The organism is Thermonema rossianum DSM 10300 (assembly GCF_000426825.1).
Classification (GTDB): Bacteria; Bacteroidota; Bacteroidia; order Cytophagales; family Thermonemataceae; genus Thermonema; species Thermonema rossianum.
Window position 1 is genome coordinate 24,295 of sequence record NZ_AUGC01000015.1, and the last position, 19,868, is coordinate 44,162.

The following is a 19,868-nucleotide window of genomic DNA, read 5'->3' on the forward strand; positions in this document are numbered from 1 at the left end:
AGCATTCAACTCTTATATTCAGAAATATTTTTCAACAAAACTTAAAAAGAATACAACTATGGCAAAAGAATTTAAAAATCGAGTTTATGGTTTCGCTTTGGTTCGCTCGCTGAACTCAAACTACAATGCTGATTTTACACACCAACCCCGTACTTTACCCAATGGTGTCGTATATGCCACTGATAAGGCATTTAAGTTTGCTGTTAAACACTATTTAGTAAAAGAGTATCCTGTTGAAAAAATCCTCTATTTTAAAAAATGGAAAGAAGACTTTGTGCCCATGAGTTTAGAAGAAGCATATGAGTCTACTTTTCCTGAAGACAAGGACAAAAATAAAGAAACGGTAGCTTATAACCTTTTAAGCTGTCTCGATGTCCGCACCTTTGGGGCTACCTTTGCAATGAAGGGAAGTGAAAACACAAATGTGGCAATTTCCATTCATGGACCTGTACAAGTCAATCACGGCATCAATATATGGATAGAAAATAATATTTTCACAGAGCAAATCAGTTCTCCTTTTCGCAACCCAAATGAAAGGAGTGTAGATAACACTGCTACAACGCTCGGGCGGCAATCAAAGCTTGAAGAGGGGCATTACCTTCATCACTTCTCTATTAACCCACACAACCTGCACCCCATTGTACAAATATTGGATGAAGACGCTCCCGTATTGACTCATGAAGATATTCAAAAAATAAAAGAAGCCTTCCGAGTAGGCGTTAGTTACTACCAGTCTGCACAAAAAGCAGGCACAGACAATGAAGCTTTGCTTTGGGTTACGTTAAAAGAAGGCTCTAAAAGAGTGCTGCCCAACTTTACTCCCCTCGTTTCTTTAAGCAAGAAAGAAGATGGTAAACTTATCATCGACTGCTCCAAAGTAGCCAATATTCTTGACCAAAATAAAGATCAGATTGAGTCGGTAGAAATATACTATTTACCGGAACAAAGCGAGGTTAAAGACTTGCCCCAAGAAAAAGCCAAGCATTTCAACCTTATCAATGGTCAGGAAATAAAAGAGACAAGCCAATGAATAAGCTCATATCAGTAGATTTCCACGCAGACTTTGGCTGCTTAAAAAAAGCAGATACCAATGACCCGGTATATTTGACATATAACATGTTACACAGGCCGGCACTCCTTGGTATCTTAGGCGCTATCGCAGGACTCGGTGGGTTTGAAAGCCCACCGAGTAAAAAAAAGCGTAGCCAAAAGAGCCGATCTGACAAAGAAAGAGTACCAACTAGCCACCGGATAGGTGAATACTATGAGAAATTAGGAAATCTGCAAGTAGGCATACGCCCCTTAAAACACCAAGATGGAAACTTTACAAAACTTATTATTGAATATGTCAACGGAGTAGGTTATGCCAATAAAGATGGTGGTACATTAATTGTGAAAGAGCAAACCCTTTTAGCACCTTCTTACCGCTGCTACATCCTTTTTGATGAAGACAATGAAGCTTACCAAACTCTTTATGAAAATTTACACAAGAAAGATGCAGTTTACTTACCTTATTTAGGCAAAAATGAATATTCTATTTGGTGGGATAATTGGCAGGAATACGACTTTGAGCCATTCAGACCTACCGAGGAGTCTTCATTTGTTATCCACTCCATCTTTACTAAGAATGAGCCTGTAAAGGAAGGTAAACATAGACGGCGTGCCTTTAACCCCGTAAGTTTAGGTAACTTCACTTATTTTGAGCGTCTTCCGGTACGGTACGATCATCAGTTAATGCAGTACGAATTAGACGACTTCGCTTACACAGATACCCCACTAAAAAGTAACTATTCGGTAAAAGGACTATATAAACTCACAGACGAAAAAGGTAATAATGAAATCATTCAGCTCTTTTCGTGAAATATTTTGTTCTATGCCATTACCCCAGGCGTGGCTACCCAATCATCAAAAATATTGGGCACACCTGCCTGGGGCAGTGGCTCAAAAGCCAGAAACTCTTCAGGAACATATCGAATTAGTGAACCACTATGCCCTTCAAATCATAGAAGCGCACAATTTAGATGACGTTGTAAATGCAACTATAGAAGACATAATGACCAAACACGAGCTTGATGAGCAAGCTGGTTCTTACATAAAAGAAATATTTGCTTCTGCCATTCACTTTCATGACTATGGGAAAGTCAATCCTAACTTTCAGGTTCAACGCATGAATAACTGTACCCACTTTACTCCCGATAAGGAATTAAGCATAGGAAGTGAGCACTCACGACTAAGCACTTTCATTTTTTTGCATCATCACATTAAACAAATTCAGCAGAAAGGTTTTGATGACGATACTAAGACAATATTGTATGTAATTGTTTTTCTACTATCGAATGCTATTACCCGGCATCATGCCTCTACTATAGAGAATAAGATAAACCTCGACACCACACATATTCAATCTCTTAGGCAATTTCTCCCCTTATTTGCACTTGACGATATTCACGAGGATGCATCTCAATACATTGAGAAATGGCAAGCATTGTTCAACCATTTTTATGAAGTGTTCAAGCCATCCACTTGTAATTGTTTTTCAGAAGTAGCACTACTCAAGATCTGTTTTTCTATTCTAACAGCAGCAGACTTCTGTGCTACCTTCGAGTATATGAACCAAATGTCCATTTCTGATTGGGGCATCATCTCCAACACAGATAAGAAATGTTATACAAATGCCTTCTACTCAAATAAAAGCTACAATCGTGAATTGTGTCAAAAAATAGACTTCTATAACACACTTCCATTTGATGCACTACAATCAAAGAGCAGTGAGAACTTAAATATACTGCGGCAAAAGCTTGCTGCAGAAGCCATTTCAAAGCTTCGTGCCAATTCAACAAGCCATTTATTTTATTTAGAAGCCCCTACAGGCGGTGGAAAAACTAATCTTTCCTTGGCACTGGCACTTGAACTGCTCAATTTAGACGATAAGTTGAATAAAGTAATATATGTGTTTCCCTTCACTACCCTTGCTACTCAAACCTTCCGAACCATTGCTGAAACTCTTCAATTAGGCAGCCATGAAATTGTTGAATTACACTCAAAAGCAGGATTTAATGAAAAAGAAAATACCATTCACTCGGAAGAAAAGGATGCTTTTTACGGCAATAAGCGCAAAAACTATATAGCCAACTTATTTGCCAATTATCCCTTTACTTTGATGACCCACATTCGATTTTTCGATATATTAAAAAGCAATCGGAAAGAAGTTAACTACTTATTGCATCGAATGGCGAACTCGGTGGTAATCATTGACGAGCTTCAGGCTTATAGTCCAAGCCACTGGGATAAAACTGTTTTTCTGTTGTCGGAATATGCGCGCCTTTTTAATATGCGTGTCATCTTAATGTCCGCTACATTACCCTACATTGACTCACTTCTTCCTCCAAGCTCTCCTATGCGAGGCAAAGCTGTTCGTTTAATTTCCAACCGAAACGCATTTTTTAACAATCCTAATTTTGGACAAAGAGTACAATTCAGCACTGAGCTTTTACAATACTCCAAACCCAAAAGCATTGATGAGCGAGCAGCTTACCTAAAGTTTCTGAAAGAACAGGTATTAGAAAAGTCAGAAGAGTATGCACGAAAAAACAACAATTGCTCCCGAACCATTATCGAGTTTATAAAGAAAAAAACAGCCAACGAGTTTTACCGGCTTATAAAAGAAGATGCTAAAAAATCTGGTTATGAGACCTTTTTGATTTCAGGTGAAATATTGGAGCCACGACGCAGACAGGTTATTCATTTGCTCAAAAAAAATACTCACATCAGTAAAGTTATTTTAGTATCGACACAAGTAATTGAGGCGGGGGTTGATATAGACATGGACACAGGCTTTAAAGACATCAGCATTCCTGACAGCGAAGAGCAACTAGCAGGACGCGTAAACAGAAACGCCCTCAAAGAAGGGAATTGGGTTTACCTGTTTGACTTAGACAGTAAAGAAGCCGTTTATGGAAAGGATCTACGATATAAAACACTTGCCCGGGACCCCGAAGGAGGACAAAAAAGAATAAGTATACTGAATACCAAAAACTTTTCTTCCTTTTATCAGTCTGTTATTAAGCAGCTACAAAAAAACAATCAAGATCCTTTCCGGGCAGGAACACTCCAAGACTATATGAATCATTTTTGCCAGTTCAAGTTTGATGATATACACAAAAACTTTCACCTCATAGAACAATCTTCTATATCTGTCTTCGTCCCTCTTAATATACCAATTGAAACGCTTAGCACTGAAGAGAAAAAGCTTCTGGAAGCATTCCATATTTCCACCCAAGACAATTGTGTGAGTGGCAAAGATGTATGGCATATTTACGAAAGCATAGTAGAACATAATACTAATATTCAAGACTTTATGGATAACAAGATAGCTCTTAAGCAATTAAGTAGTTTGATGGCTCTTTTTACATTTTCATTCTTTACCAAATCATCCAACCATAACCTGGTTACTTATGGAAAAGATCAGCTTGGTTTCTTTTATCTTGAAAACTGGACTAACATCTATTCTTTCGAAGAAGGAATAGATTTGCAAACAATTGAGACTGATTTTATTCTATAAGTAGCCCCCATGCAGCTCACAGCCACCCATATCAACTACTACTACATTTGCCGGCGCAAGCTGTGGTTGTTTCATCATGGCATTCATATGGAGCACAACAGCGACTTGGTATATGCCGGCAAGCTGGTAGATGAGCACAGCTATGGGCGCCGCAGCACACGCGATCGCCAGTTGGAACTGCGGGCACAGTTGTGCCCCGGTGTGCAGCTGTTGGGCGTGCTCGACTATCTGGACACCGACAGCCGCACCATTCACGAAACCAAAAAATCGGACCGCAAAGAAGAAGCACACATCGCCCAGCTGCGCTTTTATCAACTCCTGTTGAAAGAAAACGGCATGGAAGGATGCCGCGGCATCATAGAATATCCTTTGTTGCGCAGCACCACCGAAGTGCCACCGCTCGATGCGGCCACCGAGGCACGGCTCCGCCAAGAGCTGCATGCCATTGTGCAGATTTTGCGCGATGCACAATGCCCGCCCCTGCAACGCAGTCCGCTGTGCCGCCAATGTGCCTACTATGACTATTGCTACATAGACGAAACCGAATAAATGCCATGAAGAAATCGTATTATCTGTTCAATCCCGGGCGCTTGAGTCGCAAAGACAACACCCTGAAGTTCGTGCCCACAGACGAAGAAGGCAACGAAGGACAAGCCCGCTACCTGCCTGTTGAAAGCGTGAAAGAACTCTACGTGTTTGGTGCTTTGGATGCCAACAGCGCCCTGTACAACTTCTTAGGGCAACAAGGCATTGCCGTGCATTTCTTCAATTACTACGAGTTCTACACCGGCTCATTCATGCCGCGCGATTATCTGCTTGCCGGCAAAGTGCAGATTGCCCAAACGCAACACTATCTGCATACAGCCAAGCGCCTGATGCTGGCACGCCTTTTTGTGGAAGGTGCTGCATTCAACATGCTGAAAAACCTGCGTTACTACGCCTCCCGCGGCACGCCCCTGCACACCCCCATTGCCCAAATAGAAGGGCTCATGCAACACATCGAATCAAGCCACGACATAGAAACCCTCATGGGCATAGAAGGCAACATACGCCAAATTTATTACGAGTGCTTTGAGCACATCGTGTCCGGCTTTGCCTTTGAGCGGCGCAGCAAACAACCCCCTGCCAACGAACTCAATACCCTCATTTCGTTTGGCAACATGCTGTGCTATACCCTCTGCCTGCGACAGATATTCCACACCCAGCTCAACCCCACCATCAGCTTTCTGCACGAGCCGGGCATGCGGCGCTACAGCCTGTCGCTCGACCTTGCCGAAATATTCAAACCGCTGCTTGTCGATCGCACCATTTTCAGTGTGCTCAATAAAAAGATACTGCAGGCTTCGGACTTCCGCCGCGAGCTGAACCGCTGCGTACTGCGCCCTTCGGCTGCCAGAAAATTTGTAGAGCAGTGGGAAGAACGCCTGAAAACGACCATCCGGCACCGCACCCTCAATCGGAAAGTCAGCTATGAACACCTCGTGCGCCTGGAATGCTACAAGCTCATCAAACACATTTTGAATATTCAAACCTATAAACCCTTTAAAGCCTGGTGGTAAAATGTATGTCATTGCCGTATATGATGTAGCCCAAGAGCGCACGGCCAAGATGCTCAAGCTGTGCCGCCGTTATTTGCATTGGATACAAAACTCGGTCTTCGAAGGCGAAATCACCGAAGCCAAACTGCAACAACTCATCTATGAGGCGCGTAGCCTCATGGACCCCGAAACCGACAGCTTCATTATATTCAGCAGCCGGCACGGGCACCGGCTCGATAAACAAATCATAGGAAAGGAAAAAAACACAACAGACAACTTTTTGTAAAACACTGAAAAACAAATGTTTAACAAAACGAATGTCGTCGATGTACACTCAACCGGCGTCCCTATCAGCAGACAGGAAGAAGCAAATCGAAGAAGCTATGGCACAATCAACTGACAATCAATGAATTACAAAAGTCGTCGTACCCCCGGCAAAATTGCACTACTCCCCATCGACGACTTTTTTCTCTCCTCCTTCACAAAAAAGTGCCCCCTACCCTTGCAAAAAAGCACTTTTTGCTTTATATTGCTTACGGCTTTTAATCGCACCAATGTGGAATTGAAATGATGATTAGCCAGCGCTGCGTGGATGATGGCGGTGCCTTTTAATCGCACCAATGTGGAATTGAAATACTTCTTCGTAGCGCTTAAAAACGGGCGTTCATTCTTCTTTTAATCGCACCAATGTGGAATTGAAATTTAAATTGGTGAGCAATAATTCTATTTCGGTGCCTGCCCTTTTAATCGCACCAATGTGGAATTGAAATGTTCCAAGTTCGCCAGGGCTACGTGAGTCACAAGGACTTTTAATCGCACCAATGTGGAATTGAAATATAATTAAAACCACTAAGGCGTCATTTCGGCGCCTTTCCTTTTAATCGCACCAATGTGGAATTGAAATTTCGTCGATAACTACCAGTAAATTATTGAACATCACGCTTTTAATCGCACCAATGTGGAATTGAAATTCCACTTCCAAAAGTATGTCGGTGCCGTGCAGGGCTTTTAATCGCACCAATGTGGAATTGAAATTAGCCCCCGCCCTTTATTCCCTTGCTCGAACGGGTCTTTTAATCGCACCAATGTGGAATTGAAATTTACCATACCATCTTCTGCCACGATAACCGTACCATCTTTTAATCGCACCAATGTGGAATTGAAATAAATAATCATATTGGGAGGCATGGCGTCCAACCCGTCTTTTAATCGCACCAATGTGGAATTGAAATTGGCTTTAATTGATTATAATAGCGTAACCTCGGCTTTCTTTTAATCGCACCAATGTGGAATTGAAATAGCTGCTTCTGTCGTGCGATAAAAGCCTCTTGTAAACTTTTAATCGCACCAATGTGGAATTGAAATCCGGTGATATTGCCTGCTTGCGCTTTGTCACCAAAACTTTTAATCGCACCAATGTGGAATTGAAATCGAACTGCCCCGCATCATTATTTTTTTTACCCCCTTCTTTTAATCGCACCAATGTGGAATTGAAATGCCATATTTTACTGAAATACAGGAACTTAAAAACGCTTTTAATCGCACCAATGTGGAATTGAAATGTGGTGTTGATACAGGGAACCCGGGCAAAGTCTTGCTTTTAATCGCACCAATGTGGAATTGAAATTCTTCTTTCAGCCCTGCCCCCAGTATATCATTCATGGCTTTTAATCGCACCAATGTGGAATTGAAATTAGGGCGTTGAAGTCTTTTTTGAGTTGTTTCAATTCGCTTTTAATCGCACCAATGTGGAATTGAAATTTTTATATGATACCCAATATAAATTACTCTGAGTTGCTTTTAATCGCACCAATGTGGAATTGAAATGCTATATCACCCATGGCAGGGAAGCGGCGGTATTGCTCTTTTAATCGCACCAATGTGGAATTGAAATCGCAGGAAGGTTATTCTCAGATTGTAAACGATAGTAACTTTTAATCGCACCAATGTGGAATTGAAATTGTCTGTGGGGCTTAACCCCGGAAGCTCTACTATTTCTTTTAATCGCACCAATGTGGAATTGAAATAGTAATGGCACCCCTTATGTTAATGGGAGGCTAAACTTTTAATCGCACCAATGTGGAATTGAAATTCCTTCCTTATGTAGATGAAGAAAAGGTGGACACTTCTTTTAATCGCACCAATGTGGAATTGAAATAGACATAGATTTATCAATCAGCTTTTATGAATCGGCTTTGTAGGTACCGGGCTTTATTGGCAAAAGGAATACTCCTTGTTGCAATGCATATTTACGGCATATCTTCCCTGCAGGCGCAGGGAGAACCCTATAGCATCGCTGAATATGGACATGTGCCTGCCGTGGAAGGTGATTTTAATGGCGATGGTGTCAAAGAGTATGCATGGCTGTATGCCGCTCCCAGTGTAGAGATGGGTTGTGTATATGAGCCTTGCGTGGGATATGTCATTTTTTCCAACCCCAACTTAAACCCCATAGAAGTACAGAGTGCGGTCAGTGGTTATTTGGTCAACGAAGGCGATTTAACCGGCGACGGTGCCGATGAAATAGGCGTATTGCCCATGTGGTTTACCAGTAACTACAAGTTTTATCACCTGTTTAGTTACAACCGCGCAACTGCCACATTCGAAGCACTTATTGAGCCCATTACCATCCGGCTCGATATGTACTTAGGCGATACATGGGAAGAAACCCTGCAAAATTTAGTAGAAGGTGTATCGTCCAAACCGCTGGTTTTACTCATACATCGTGTAGAAACAGACTTGGAAGGGCGTTCTTCATGGGTAAAAGAACGCATTGTTTTTCGAGAAAGATAAACGCCCGGTGCCTTTTTGCTGCCCCATATCCGGTATTTGGCACATAACCCCCTCAAAAACAAAAAATTAAACACTTTTTCCTACATTTTCTTGTGTGTCGAAGGCAATCTTAGTACCTTTATTTTAAAGAACAACTTCACTCACAAGAACTGCAACGCTATGGTTACACAAGTTACGGAGGGGGTGCGTGTCAGTGTACTAACCGAATACCAACCCGACTACTCGAGTCCTTTGCATGCCCACTATGTCTTTGTTTACCGCATTATCATCGAAAACCAAAGCCCCTACACCATTCAATTGATGCGCAGGCATTGGTTTGTCTTCGACTCCAATTGGATGATAAAAGAAGTGGAAGGAGCCGGCGTGCGGGGCAAACAGGTGGTCATAGAACCCGGGCAAAAACACGAATACGTATCGGGCTGCAACCTGCGCACCGATATAGGCAAAATGTATGGCTACTACCTGATGCGGCGCCTGCTCGACAACAAAGAGTTTCATGTGCAGATTCCGCAGTTTACGCTCATTGTTCCCTATAGACTCAACTAAGACTGCCCGTCTTTTTTCTGAAAAGGCTCTTTCGTAAGAAAGGGCTTTTTTGTTTGCCTCTTCTTTTTGCCTCCTCCTTCTTTCTTTGCCTTTGTGGCTTTTCTCATCCCCTTATCGTTTCAAGTTTTCTTTTAATATCCGGGCATTACTTTGCCGTTTCGAGTGCCCCCTTTTGTCATTTCGAGCGTTAGCGAGAAATCTCTTTTGCTTCTTGTAGCTTGGCTTGATTGAGATCTCTCACTCGCTCACGCTCGTTCGAGATGACAAGCTGCATTCGGTTCGAAAGGATAAGCTACGCTTACACCCCGTTCGAAAGGACATACTCCGCCGGGCTTCATTCGAAATGAAAAGTAGTTTTTTCAAGGTCTTTTGCTTTTTTCAAGCACCTTCTTTTCTCTTATCACTTCGAGTGCCCCCTTTTGTCATTTCGAGCGTTAGCGAGAAATCTCTTTTTTGGGGAAAAAGGCATGGTTTGACGAGATGTCTCACTTCGTTCGACATGACAAAAGATAAATTTTGGTTTAATGAGCTTGAGTTTTCTCACCTCACTGCATTCGGCTCGAAAGGACAAGTGCCCTGAGGTTCAGCATGAAAAACTACGACCTGCTTCTGCCATAAAAGGGCACGGCAAGCTTATTCCGGTAACAAAACAAGGCAAACTTTTTTCATATGAAAAAATGTTTATATATTTGCCTATTGAAAAGTATTCTCAAATGAAGACAAACCATGAAAACATCTGAATTCATAGCCAAGTTGCTGCAAATCATCGTGCTGTTGCTTTTTGCTTTTGGGCTGGTGGTCATCATCCTCATGGGATTGGACGTATGGCTGCTGCAAGAAAACAAACAATTGCGCCAACAGGTAGCACAGCCCGCACCTGCGCTCACGGTGCCCACCATGACGGCAGCAAACACTGCCCAAGCCGGCACGAAAGACTTTTTCAAAAAGCCCGATTTGAGCAGTCTGGGCAACAGCCCCTACGACAGTTTGGTACGCTATGGCTATGCCCTCATTCACGAGACTTACAAATATTTGGGACCGGATGCCCCCAATCCTAAGATGCGTTATGCGGGCAACCGCCTGGCATGCCAAAATTGCCACCTCGACGCCGGCACCAAGTATTACGGCATTCCCTATGTAGGTGTGGTGGGGCGCTTTCCGCAATACCGTGGGCGTGAAAACAAAGTAGGCAGCATAGAAGAACGCATCAACGGCTGCATGGAACGCAGTATGAACGGGCGCTCCTTGCCTGTCGATAGCCGCGAAATGCGCGCCATGGTTGCCTACATGCAGTGGATTAGCCGTGGCGTGCCCACAGGCGAAAAAATCAAGGGCACAGGCTTGCCGGACATCACCCTGCCCGACCGCCCTGCCGACACCCTGCGCGGCAAAGAGATTTACGAGCTGAAATGCGCTTCTTGTCATGGCAAAAACGGCGAAGGCGTGCGCAACCAAGCCGGCGGCTATCAATACCCGCCCTTGTGGGGACCCGACAGCTACAACGACGGCGCCGGCATGCATCGTCTGATCACTGCTGCCAAGTTCATCAAAGCCAATATGCCTTTTGGAGCTACGGCCGATGCCCCCATGCTCAGCGATGAAGAAGCCTACGACGTAGCCGCCTTCATCAATGCCTATCACCACCCACGCCCCCCCAAGCCGGGCAAAGAGAAAGATTATCCCGGCAGCCTTGAACGCAAACCGGTATCGGCGCCCTATGGACCATATGCCGACACTTTTCCGCCCATACAACACAAATACGGACCTTTCCCGCCCATCATTGAGTTTTATGGTGGCAAAAACGTGAAATAAAACCATGCGCACTTATTTTGTTCTTATCCTCACTTACTTTACCCTTCATGCTCAACTGATGGCTCAGCAAAAGCCTGCTGCCGACAGCCTGCCCCGCCTGCAGACTTCGGGCGAGTGGCGCAATTATTTCTTGTATGAACTGAACGAAGGTGCACCCAAAGATTTTTATGCCCTGACTACCGGCGGGCATCTGAAAGCAAGCCTGCGGGCAGGCAAACGCTGGGAAGTAGCGGCTGCTTTTTACAGCGCGCAGCTTATCGGCGGCAACTTCGATACCCCCGACCCCCTTACAGGCAAAGGCAGCCGCTATGCCATCGGGCTGCTTGATGTAAATAACCCCGGCAACCGCCATATCAGCGACATAGGCGAAGCTTATGTGCGCTTTCATGCCAAGCAATGGCAGGCAGCGTATGGGCGCATGCGCATCAAGACGCCCTTCTTCAACCCGCAAGACGGACGCATGATTCCGACCCTTGCCCAAGGGGCGCATCTGCAATGGAAAAACCAACAATGGCTGCTGGAAGGCTATGGCATTCAAGCCGTGTGGGTACGCAATACCGATGGTTGGCGCAGCATAGAAGAGAGCATAGGTCTGTATCCCTCGGGCAGGGCTGCCGACGGCACCCCTCATGCTTATGCCGGTAACATAGACAGCGACTACCTGTTTATTGTCCATGGGGGGCTGCATGGCAAAAGCATACGGCAAGACTTTTACGCCTACGCCGCCGACCGTCTGTTCACCCTTTACTATGCCGAAGGAAGCGCCCGCCTGCACCCTCAATGGACGGTAGCTTGGCAGGGGCATTATCAAAACAAATGGCAGGGCGATGCCAACACCGCCACGGACTGGTACTACTTCCCCGCTCAAGGCTACAACTATAGCCTCGGGGCAAAGGTGTCTTACACGCCTGCCGCCAAGCACCACTTGGGCATCAGTTACTTGTATTTGAACGGCAATGCCCCCTTCACCTTTCCCCGCGAGTGGGGACGCGACCCGTTTTTTACCTTTCAAAGACGCGAACGAAGCGAAGGGCTTGCTTTCACCCAAGCAGTCGTGCTTGAGCACCGGACGCATTGGGGCAAACACTGGCAGCTGCGTACCGACTGGGGATGGCACCAAACTCCCGCCCCCGGCAACTATGCCTCGAACCGCTACGGCTTGGCTACCTATCAGCATTTCAATACGGAGCTAAGCTACCGGCACGCACACTGGAACCTTTCGGCGCTCATTACCTACAAAACGCCCCTCACACAAAAGCTCAACGATGCACAGCGTTTCGGAAAGCTCAACCTGGCTTTGTTTCACTTGCTCGTAAGCTATAAATTGTAATAATCAACATATTTTCATATATTTGCAAAAAAAATCCTGAAACTGTATGGAACAAATCTGGAATCAATTGTTCGTAGAAGCACAAGCCTATCTGCCCTGGTACTGGGCAGGCGCAGGCATTGCCCTTGTGATGTTGGCACTCTTATGGCTGGGCGAATCGTTTGGTGTTTCTTCTAACTTCCGCACCATCTGTGCCATGACCGGCGTAGGGCGCCGTTGCGACTTCTTCGACATCGATTGGCGCCACCAAAGCTGGAACCTGAGCTTTTTGCTGGGAAGCATGGCGGGGGGCTTCATTGCTTACCACTTCATGTATCCCGAAGGCGCAGCTTTGAACCTGTCGGAAGCTACCCGCACCTTGTTGGCCTCCATGGGCATCGACCCGCAGCAGGGCTTTTATCCTATGGAAATCTTTTCTCTTGAAAACCTCGGCAGCCCTGCCGGCTTGGTGCTTACCATCGTGGGCGGCTTTTTGGTGGGCTTCGGTGCCCGCTGGGCCGGTGGTTGCACCTCCGGGCATGCCATCAGTGGATTAAGCAATCTGCAGTTGCCCTCACTCGTAGCCGTGATAGGCTTTTTTATTGGCGGGCTCATAAGCACCTATCTAATCATTCCATTCCTTTTGGGATAATGTTGAACCTCTAAAGTTGAAAGTACACAATGAAAGTAGCAGATAAACCCATCGAAAATAAAAACAAAAAACCGGCATTGCGTCAGCTGATTAGCTTCTTTGTTGTAGGCATTGCCTTTGGCGTCATCATGGTGCAGGCAGAGGTCATCTCTTGGTTTCGCATCTTTGAAATGTTTCATTTCCACGCCTTCCACATGTATGGTGTCATTGGCACAGCCATAGTGCTCGGCATATTCATCCACTGGCTGATACGCAAAGGCATCATCCGCAACGTGCGGGGCGAGCGCATCGTAGTGCCGCCCAAAGCCCCCACTTATAAGCGCTACCTCTTCGGGGGCATCTTCTTTGGTTTGGGCTGGGCTATGACCGGTGCCTGCCCGGGCCCCATGTTCATTGGCTTGGGCGCCGGCTTCCTGCATTTTGCGCTTATGATTGGTGCTGCCGTGCTGGGCACCATGGCCTACGGCTTCCTGCGCGATAAACTGCCGCATTAAGCGCCTTACTTTTTCTGCAATCAAAAAAAGCCTGCCGTCTGTGGTAGGCTTTTTGCCTTTATTACCAACTACTTGGCTTTTTTATTTGTGCTTTTTACTTTTTTCCCAAAAAAAGTAGCTTATTTTATATCATTACACTTTCCTCTTAAGCAAGTGAAAAAACATTTCTATGAAAACAGTAGAAAACCTTCCGGTCAACTTTCATCATGCCTTCAAGCTACCCATCTGGCGTGTCCTTACCGACGACGTAGAAGACCTTTTGGTAGTAGAGTTGCGCGACAAGAAAGAGCGTAAAACCTACTTTTCGGTTATAGACCTGCTTAAGCACAAATTATTGTGGACAGACAAAAGCTTCGATGACCCTTGGTGGATAAGCATGGGCGCCGCCCATAAAGGCAAAATCGTCTTTTTTTATTACGAAGACGAAAAGCAGCCTACCCAACGCGGTTTCTTTGTATATGACGTATTCAGGCAAACCAAAATATGGGAGAGCCATGAATATGCCTATTACACTTTGCTCAAAGAAGAAGATGCGTTGGTAGTATTTAAGCGGGGCGAGTTGTTGCCCAAATACAGCGCTCTGGACCTGCATACGGGCAAACCGCAGTCTATCAACAATCCTAAACAGGGCATCCGGCGGTTGTTCGAACAAATGGCTGTCAGCCCGCTGCAATACAACGAACACCACCCCCACTTCGATACACTCACACAGTTCATTCAAATCTTTGCCAAAGACAAATACCCACAAAGAGTCATTGACTACATCGAGCTGGACGACTGGCATATTTTAGGCTACTACTTGCCAAACGGCAACTACTTTGATTATTACCTGCTGGTAAGCGATGCCGACGGCACCCCCTACCTTCACTTTATGCTGGATCATAAGCTGCGGAATACCTATGCCGACTTGTTCTTTGTGCTAAAAAATGAACTGATTGTTATTAAAAATCGTACGGAATTAATATCTTTCCAATTAGAAAGAGAAGAAAAATAATTCCAACAAAGAAACAGACAGTAAGCTATGCGATACATTTTATCACTTTTGAGTGCTTGCGTGCTTTTTGCTTTTGTGTGGACCGGCAATTTCACGGCACATGCCACCCCCATCCCTGCCGATTCGGTGCGCCTGGAGGTGTCGAAAGACGGCACCCAAGCATGGATTATTCATGAAGTAGAACCTAAAGAAACGCTTTACTCACTGGCAAAAAGATATGGAGTAAGTGTGGAAGAAATACAAGCAGCCAACCCCAAGTTGCAAGTGCTGAAGATAGGTGATTTGGTACGCATCCCTTACAAGAAATACCGGCCCGTGCTCTATTCAGCACAGCGCGACACACTCAAAGGAGTAAAGAAGCATACCGTGCAAGCCGGTGAAACCCTCTACCGCATCTCCAAGCAGTATGGAGTAGAAGTAGAAGACATCAAGCGATGGAACCAACTTGCCGATAACAGCATTTATGCCGGGCAAGTGCTCATTGTCTCCGACCCCCGGCAAACCACCTATGCCAGCAAACAAGAAAACAGCGCGGCTATCGTGCATGAAGTGCAGGAAGGTGAATACCTGTACGTGATTGCGAAGCGTTATGGCGTGAAAGTGAGCGACATTAAAGAATGGAACCGCCTCGAAAGTGACGCCTTGGATATAGGACAAAAGCTCACTATTTATCCCAAGAAACGCCCTGAAACAACACCGGCTCCCGAGCAAAATACACCCAAGGAGCAACCGGCACCCAAAGAAAAACAAGTAAAAGAGACACCCAAACCAAAAAATACGGAGCCATCCGTTGCAAATGAAAGCCAAGTGCCGGATGAATCACACACCCCCGAATATGAAGACGCCGTGCAAACTGTGGAAGTAGCCGGCTACAAGAAAATCATAGAAAAAGGAATGGGCGAAGTGATTGAAGACGAATCGGTGTCGAGCTATGTGGGTTTGCACAAAGACGCGCCCATAGGTACCATCATCGCCGTAAAAAACCAAGCCAATGGCGAGAATGTGTTTGTCCGCATCATAGGCAAGCTGCCCGAAGCGGATGTGCGCAACAAGGTGATTATCAAAATATCGAAGGCTGCCTATGAAGCCTTAGGCGCCAAAGGCAAACGTTTCCCCGTAGAAGTCTCTTACATTCCATAAACGAACACACTCACAAGCCGAAAGCTCTGCTTACAAACGGTAAGCCGGGCTTTTTTCATATGCTAAAAGCAATACTTCCGTTCCATGATAGATCTCGACGACATTCTACCCGGGCAGTTCAAGCGCATAGACATAGAAATTGAACGACTGCCCTCTCATACCTTGATTGACATGCCCGTTTTTATTTACAAGGGAAAGGCTGCCGGACCTACCCTGCTGCTCACTGCGGGCATCCACGGCGATGAAATCAACGGCATTGCCATCTTGCGGCGCCTCATTGCCGAAGAACGGCTGCAGCCCGATGCGGGCACCGTCATTGCCATTCCGCTGGTGAATATCTACGGTTTTTTGCAAGGCAGTCGCACCCTGCCCGACGGCAAGGACCTCAACCGCAGCTTTCCGGGGGCACCCACCGGCTCGCTGGCACGGCGCATTGCCCATGTGCTCATGAACGAAATAGTACCCCATATCGACTTCGGCGTGGACTTCCACACCGGCGGTAAAGCCTTGAGCAACTTTCCGCAGTTGCGTTGTGTCTTCAAAGAGACACAAAACGTAGCGCTTGCCAAAGCTTTTGCACCCCCTTTTATACTCAATTCCGGGCTGATAGAAGGCTCTTTCCGCAAAGCCGCTGCCAAGCTGGGCAAACCTGTTTTGGTGTACGAAGGCGGCGAATCGAGCCGTATCGACAAGCTGTCTGTAGAAGAAGGCATTGCCGGCGTGATGCGCCTGATGCACCGCATGGGCATGATTACGGGCGATCCTCCACCCCCGGCTGTGTATCCTACAAAAGTATTACAAAAGACCAGCTGGCTGCGCGCCCGCACAGCCGGCATTTTCCATAGCTTGGTAGAATATGGCGACTATGTAAAGAAGGGGCAACGCCTTGCCGAAATCACCGACCCCTACGGCAGCGTGCGCATCCTTGTGAAAGCCCCCCATGAAGGCTATATCATCGGCTTGAACAACAACCCGGTAGTCAATGCCGGCGATGCGCTCATTCATTTAGGCTATGATTTACTACTTTTGTAAAGCAGCAAAGAAGATACTACATGGACACACTGCTTGCCTTCGGCATCTATCTGGGCTTTGTACTGGTCAATGTGCTTATTGTTTTTTATGCAGAGCGTAAAATAGCCGCTTTCATCCAAGACCGCATGGGACCCACCGAAGTAGGTCCTTATGGCTTGCTTCAGCCGGTAGCCGACCTGCTCAAGTTTCTGCAAAAAGAAGACATCGTGCCACAAGCTGCCGACAAGTGGCTGTTTCGCATCGCGCCTTTTTTGATATTCCCGGCTGTTTTTGCCGGTTTTGCGGTGGTTCCTATAGCGCCGCCCATACAACACGCCTCTTTGGAAACAGGCTTATTGTTTCTGTTGGCCATCGTATCACTCGACGTCATAGGCATTTTGATGGCCGGCTGGGCTTCGAACAACAAATTTTCACTATTCGGCGCCATGCGTTCGGCAGCTCAAATGGTTTCCTATGAAGTGCCGCTTACCATGAGCTTGCTTTCGGTGGTGGTGCTCTATCAAAGTGTGGATTTGAGCTTCATTGTGCAGATGCAGGGAAGCCGGGCACCAAGCTCCCTGCACTGGCTGGGGCTGCCTGCCCTGCCGGCCGATTTGCGCGCTTATGGGGGACTGCTCACCTGGAATATCGTGCGCTTTCCTTTCTTGCTGGTGCCTTTTTTGGTTTTTTACATCACCTCCTTGGCAGAGTGCAATCGTGCACCTTTCGATATTCCCGAAGGCGAGTCGGAAATCATTGGTGGTTATCATACCGAATATTCCGGCTTTCGCTTTGCCGTCTTCTTTCTGGCAGAATACGGCATGATGATTTTGGTGAGTCTTTTGTCCGTGATTTTATTCTTTGGCGGATGGCATACGCCTTTGCCCAACCTCGGCTTTTTACGCCTCAATGACTGGACGGCCGCAGGCACTTCCGTAAGCGGCACCATCTGGGCTGTGGTGTGGCTCTCAAGCAAGATGCTGCTGCTGGTCTTTTTCCAAATCGTGATGCGCTGGACCTATCCACGCCTGCGCGTAGATCAGCTCATGACACTTTGCTGGAAGGTATTACTCCCCATTGCCTTGGTCAGCTTGTTGTTTTGCAGCCTGTGGCGCCTATGGATGGTGCTTGGGTGAGTTATGCAGCAAATAAGCGATGACAAGAAAGCCCACGCCTGTCAATGCCGGCGGCAGTAGTTTCATGACAATGCCTATACCTATCATGGCAAGGGCTATGATGACCAGGAAAATAAGCAGATAAGTGCGCATGGTTTGTTTTTTTGGTGTTAGTCTGAAGATACTAAAAATGAACAAAAGCTGTCAGCTCAAATGAAGCGAGGCACTTTTTCAAATCACATGTGCTTTATCGCGTCGAACGGAGCATAAGCTCATTCAACCAAATTCATCTTTTGTCATGTCGAACGGAATGAGACATCTCGTCAAACCATACCCCAAAAAGGGATTTCCCGCTTACGCTCGAAATGACAAAGGGGAAACCGAAGTGATAAGGAAGAGAATTCGAAACGACGAGGGAAAAGCTCGAAATGTATCATGGACACTAAAGGACAAAAAGCGCCACAAGTGGCGCTTTTTGCTTCTGTTGCTTATGCCCTTATTTTGCCAACTCCTTGAAGTGTTGATAAAAGAGCGGTACGGTCTCTATACCTTTGTAGAAGTTGAACAGACCGAAGTGCTCATTGGGCGAATGGATGGCATCCGAGTCCAAACCGAAGCCCATAAGCACACTCTTCAAGCCCAAGATTTCTTCAAACAAAGCTACGATAGGTATGCTTCCCCCGCCACGTGTGGGGATGGGCTTTTTGCCCCAAACCTGCTCGAAAGCACGGCTTGCCGCCTGAAAGCCGGGCGAGTCGATGGGCGTCACCACCGGCTTACCGCCATGGTGCGGATGCACCTCTACCTTCACATAGGGCGGCGCAATGGAAAGGAAATGTTTGGTAAACAGCTCTGTGATTTCGTCGGGGTCTTGGTCGGGCACCAGGCGCATGCTGATTTTGGCGTGTGCTTTTGAAGGCAGTACAGTCTTTGCACCTTCGCCCGTATAACCACCCCAAATGCCGTTTACATCCAAGGTAGGACGTATGGAAGCCCGTTCGATGGTGGTATAGCCTTCTTCGCCAAAGAGAGCTTCAACCCCCAAGTCTTTCTTATACGCCTCTTCGTCGAAAGGTATTTGTGCCATCAAAGCCCGCTCTTCGGCGCTCAACTCCTGTACCTTATCATAAAATCCGGGGATGGTGATGCGCCCTTTGGCATCTTTGAGCGAAGCTATCATTTCGCACAGCACGTTGATGGGGTTGGCAACGGCCCCACCATACACACCCGAGTGCAGGTCACGGTTGGGTCCGGTCACGGTTACCTCCACATAAGAAAGCCCACGCAAGCCGCATTCGATGGAAGGGGTATCGTTGCTGATGATGCTGGTGTCGGAAATAAGTATCACATCGGCTTTCAACATATCTTTGTATTCCCTCAAAAAGGGCTCAAGGTTATCGGAACCGCACTCTTCCTCCCCTTCAATCATAAACTTGACATTGCAAGGCAGGTCGTTGGTCTTCACCATGGTTTCGAATGCCTTGACTTGAAGATACACCTGCCCTTTATCGTCGCAGGCACCGCGGGCAAAGATGGCGCCATCCGGGTGAATGTCTGTCTTTTTGATGACAGGCTCGAAGGGCGGACTCTCCCACAGCTCGTAGGGGTCGGCCGGCTGCACGTCGTAGTGCCCATAGACCAGTACCGTAGGTGCTTGGGGGTCCACTATTTTTTCGGCATACACAATAGGATGTCCGGCTGTTTCGAAAAGCTGTGCTTTGTCGGCGCCGGCTTCCAATAACTTATCGCGCAAAAAGACGGCAGCCCGCTTTACGTCATCCTTGAACTTAGGATCGGTGCTCACCGACGGAATGCGCAGAAAATCAAACAGTTCTTGCAAGAACCGCTCTTTGTTTGCTTCGATGTATTGTTGATAGTGTTGCATAAATAAATGTAAGTTTTT

General features: G+C 46.4%; 18 protein-coding genes and 1 CRISPR repeat array. Of the genes, 16 read left to right on the forward strand and 2 right to left on the reverse strand.

Annotated elements, in window-relative coordinates; translation table 11 throughout:
• Nucleotides 1-58: 58 nt before the first annotated feature.
• The 16 genes from K384_RS10355 (at nt 59) to nuoH (ending at nt 17,986) form a co-directional block, all read left to right on the forward strand.
• Nucleotides 59-1,030, forward strand: coding sequence for a type I CRISPR-associated protein Cas7 (locus K384_RS10355; protein WP_038032077.1), 972 nt, complete (start codon nt 59-61; stop codon nt 1,028-1,030).
• On the forward strand, nt 1,027-1,860 hold the full coding sequence (locus K384_RS10360; protein ID WP_038032078.1) for a hypothetical protein: 834 nt from the start codon (nt 1,027-1,029) through the stop codon (nt 1,858-1,860). The genes K384_RS10355 and K384_RS10360 overlap by 4 nt, the downstream gene beginning before the upstream one ends.
• Nucleotides 1,861-1,873: 13 nt before the next feature.
• Nucleotides 1,874-4,561: a CRISPR-associated helicase Cas3' gene (gene cas3 / locus K384_RS10365; protein ID WP_169737646.1), complete on the forward strand. Its 2,688-nt coding sequence runs from the start codon at nt 1,874-1,876 to the stop codon at nt 4,559-4,561.
• 9 nt (nt 4,562-4,570) lie between these two features.
• Nucleotides 4,571-5,110, forward strand: coding sequence for a CRISPR-associated protein Cas4 (gene cas4 / locus K384_RS10370; RefSeq protein WP_038032080.1), 540 nt, complete (start codon nt 4,571-4,573; stop codon nt 5,108-5,110).
• 5 nt (nt 5,111-5,115) lie between these two features.
• Nucleotides 5,116-6,120: a type I-B CRISPR-associated endonuclease Cas1b gene (gene cas1b, locus K384_RS10375; protein WP_038032081.1), complete on the forward strand. Its 1,005-nt coding sequence runs from the start codon at nt 5,116-5,118 to the stop codon at nt 6,118-6,120.
• Between the two features lies 1 nt (nt 6,121).
• Complete coding sequence (cas2, locus tag K384_RS10380) at nt 6,122-6,385, forward strand: CRISPR-associated endonuclease Cas2 (RefSeq protein ID WP_038032082.1); 264 nt, start codon at nt 6,122-6,124, stop codon at nt 6,383-6,385.
• Nucleotides 6,386-6,638: 253 nt separating this feature from the next.
• Nucleotides 6,639-8,257: a CRISPR direct-repeat array (repeat unit 30 nt; unit sequence CTTTTAATCGCACCAATGTGGAATTGAAAT).
• 83 nt (nt 8,258-8,340) lie between these two features.
• A complete protein-coding gene (locus K384_RS13475; protein WP_051633322.1) occupies nt 8,341-8,892 on the forward strand; it encodes a hypothetical protein in 552 nt (183 codons plus the stop codon).
• Nucleotides 8,893-9,051: 159 nt separating this feature from the next.
• The gene (gene apaG / locus K384_RS10390) at nt 9,052-9,438 is read left to right on the forward strand and encodes a Co2+/Mg2+ efflux protein ApaG (protein WP_038032121.1); all 387 of its coding nucleotides are present in this window, start codon (nt 9,052-9,054) and stop codon (nt 9,436-9,438) included.
• Nucleotides 9,439-10,164: 726 nt separating this feature from the next.
• On the forward strand, nt 10,165-11,250 hold the full coding sequence (locus K384_RS10400) for a c-type cytochrome (RefSeq protein ID WP_051633323.1): 1,086 nt from the start codon (nt 10,165-10,167) through the stop codon (nt 11,248-11,250).
• A 4-nt stretch (nt 11,251-11,254) separates the two neighbouring features.
• Nucleotides 11,255-12,580 (forward strand): OprD family outer membrane porin, encoded by a 1,326-nt coding sequence (locus K384_RS10405; protein ID WP_038032084.1) that lies wholly within the window; start codon nt 11,255-11,257, stop codon nt 12,578-12,580.
• Nucleotides 12,581-12,626: 46 nt separating this feature from the next.
• Nucleotides 12,627-13,211 carry a YeeE/YedE family protein gene (locus tag K384_RS10410; RefSeq protein ID WP_051633324.1) on the forward strand — a complete coding sequence of 195 codons (585 nt, stop codon included), beginning with the start codon at nt 12,627-12,629 and terminating at the stop codon, nt 13,209-13,211.
• A 29-nt stretch (nt 13,212-13,240) separates the two neighbouring features.
• Entirely contained in the window at nt 13,241-13,705 is a 465-nt protein-coding gene (locus K384_RS10415; RefSeq protein WP_051633325.1) for a DUF6691 family protein, read from the forward strand.
• A 169-nt stretch (nt 13,706-13,874) separates the two neighbouring features.
• On the forward strand, nt 13,875-14,699 hold the full coding sequence (locus K384_RS10420; RefSeq protein WP_038032085.1) for a DUF4905 domain-containing protein: 825 nt from the start codon (nt 13,875-13,877) through the stop codon (nt 14,697-14,699).
• Nucleotides 14,700-14,726: 27 nt separating this feature from the next.
• On the forward strand, nt 14,727-15,839 hold the full coding sequence (locus K384_RS10425; RefSeq protein ID WP_038032086.1) for a LysM peptidoglycan-binding domain-containing protein: 1,113 nt from the start codon (nt 14,727-14,729) through the stop codon (nt 15,837-15,839).
• Between the two features lie 84 nt (nt 15,840-15,923).
• Complete coding sequence (locus K384_RS10430) at nt 15,924-16,871, forward strand: succinylglutamate desuccinylase/aspartoacylase family protein (RefSeq protein WP_038032088.1); 948 nt, start codon at nt 15,924-15,926, stop codon at nt 16,869-16,871.
• Between the two features lie 20 nt (nt 16,872-16,891).
• On the forward strand, nt 16,892-17,986 hold the full coding sequence (gene nuoH, locus K384_RS10435) for an NADH-quinone oxidoreductase subunit NuoH (protein WP_038032089.1): 1,095 nt from the start codon (nt 16,892-16,894) through the stop codon (nt 17,984-17,986).
• Here nuoH and K384_RS13850 read toward each other — a convergent pair.
• Together K384_RS13850 and K384_RS10440 are read right to left on the reverse strand one after the other, a co-directional pair.
• Nucleotides 17,966-18,118, reverse strand: a complete 153-nt coding sequence (locus tag K384_RS13850; protein ID WP_169737647.1) for a hypothetical protein — start codon at nt 18,116-18,118, stop codon at nt 17,966-17,968. The two genes, nuoH and K384_RS13850, sit on opposite strands and share 21 nt — an antisense overlap.
• Before the next feature lie 343 nt (nt 18,119-18,461).
• Complete coding sequence (locus K384_RS10440; RefSeq protein WP_038032091.1) at nt 18,462-19,850, reverse strand: dipeptidase; 1,389 nt, start codon at nt 19,848-19,850, stop codon at nt 18,462-18,464.
• Nucleotides 19,851-19,868 lie beyond the last annotated feature (18 nt).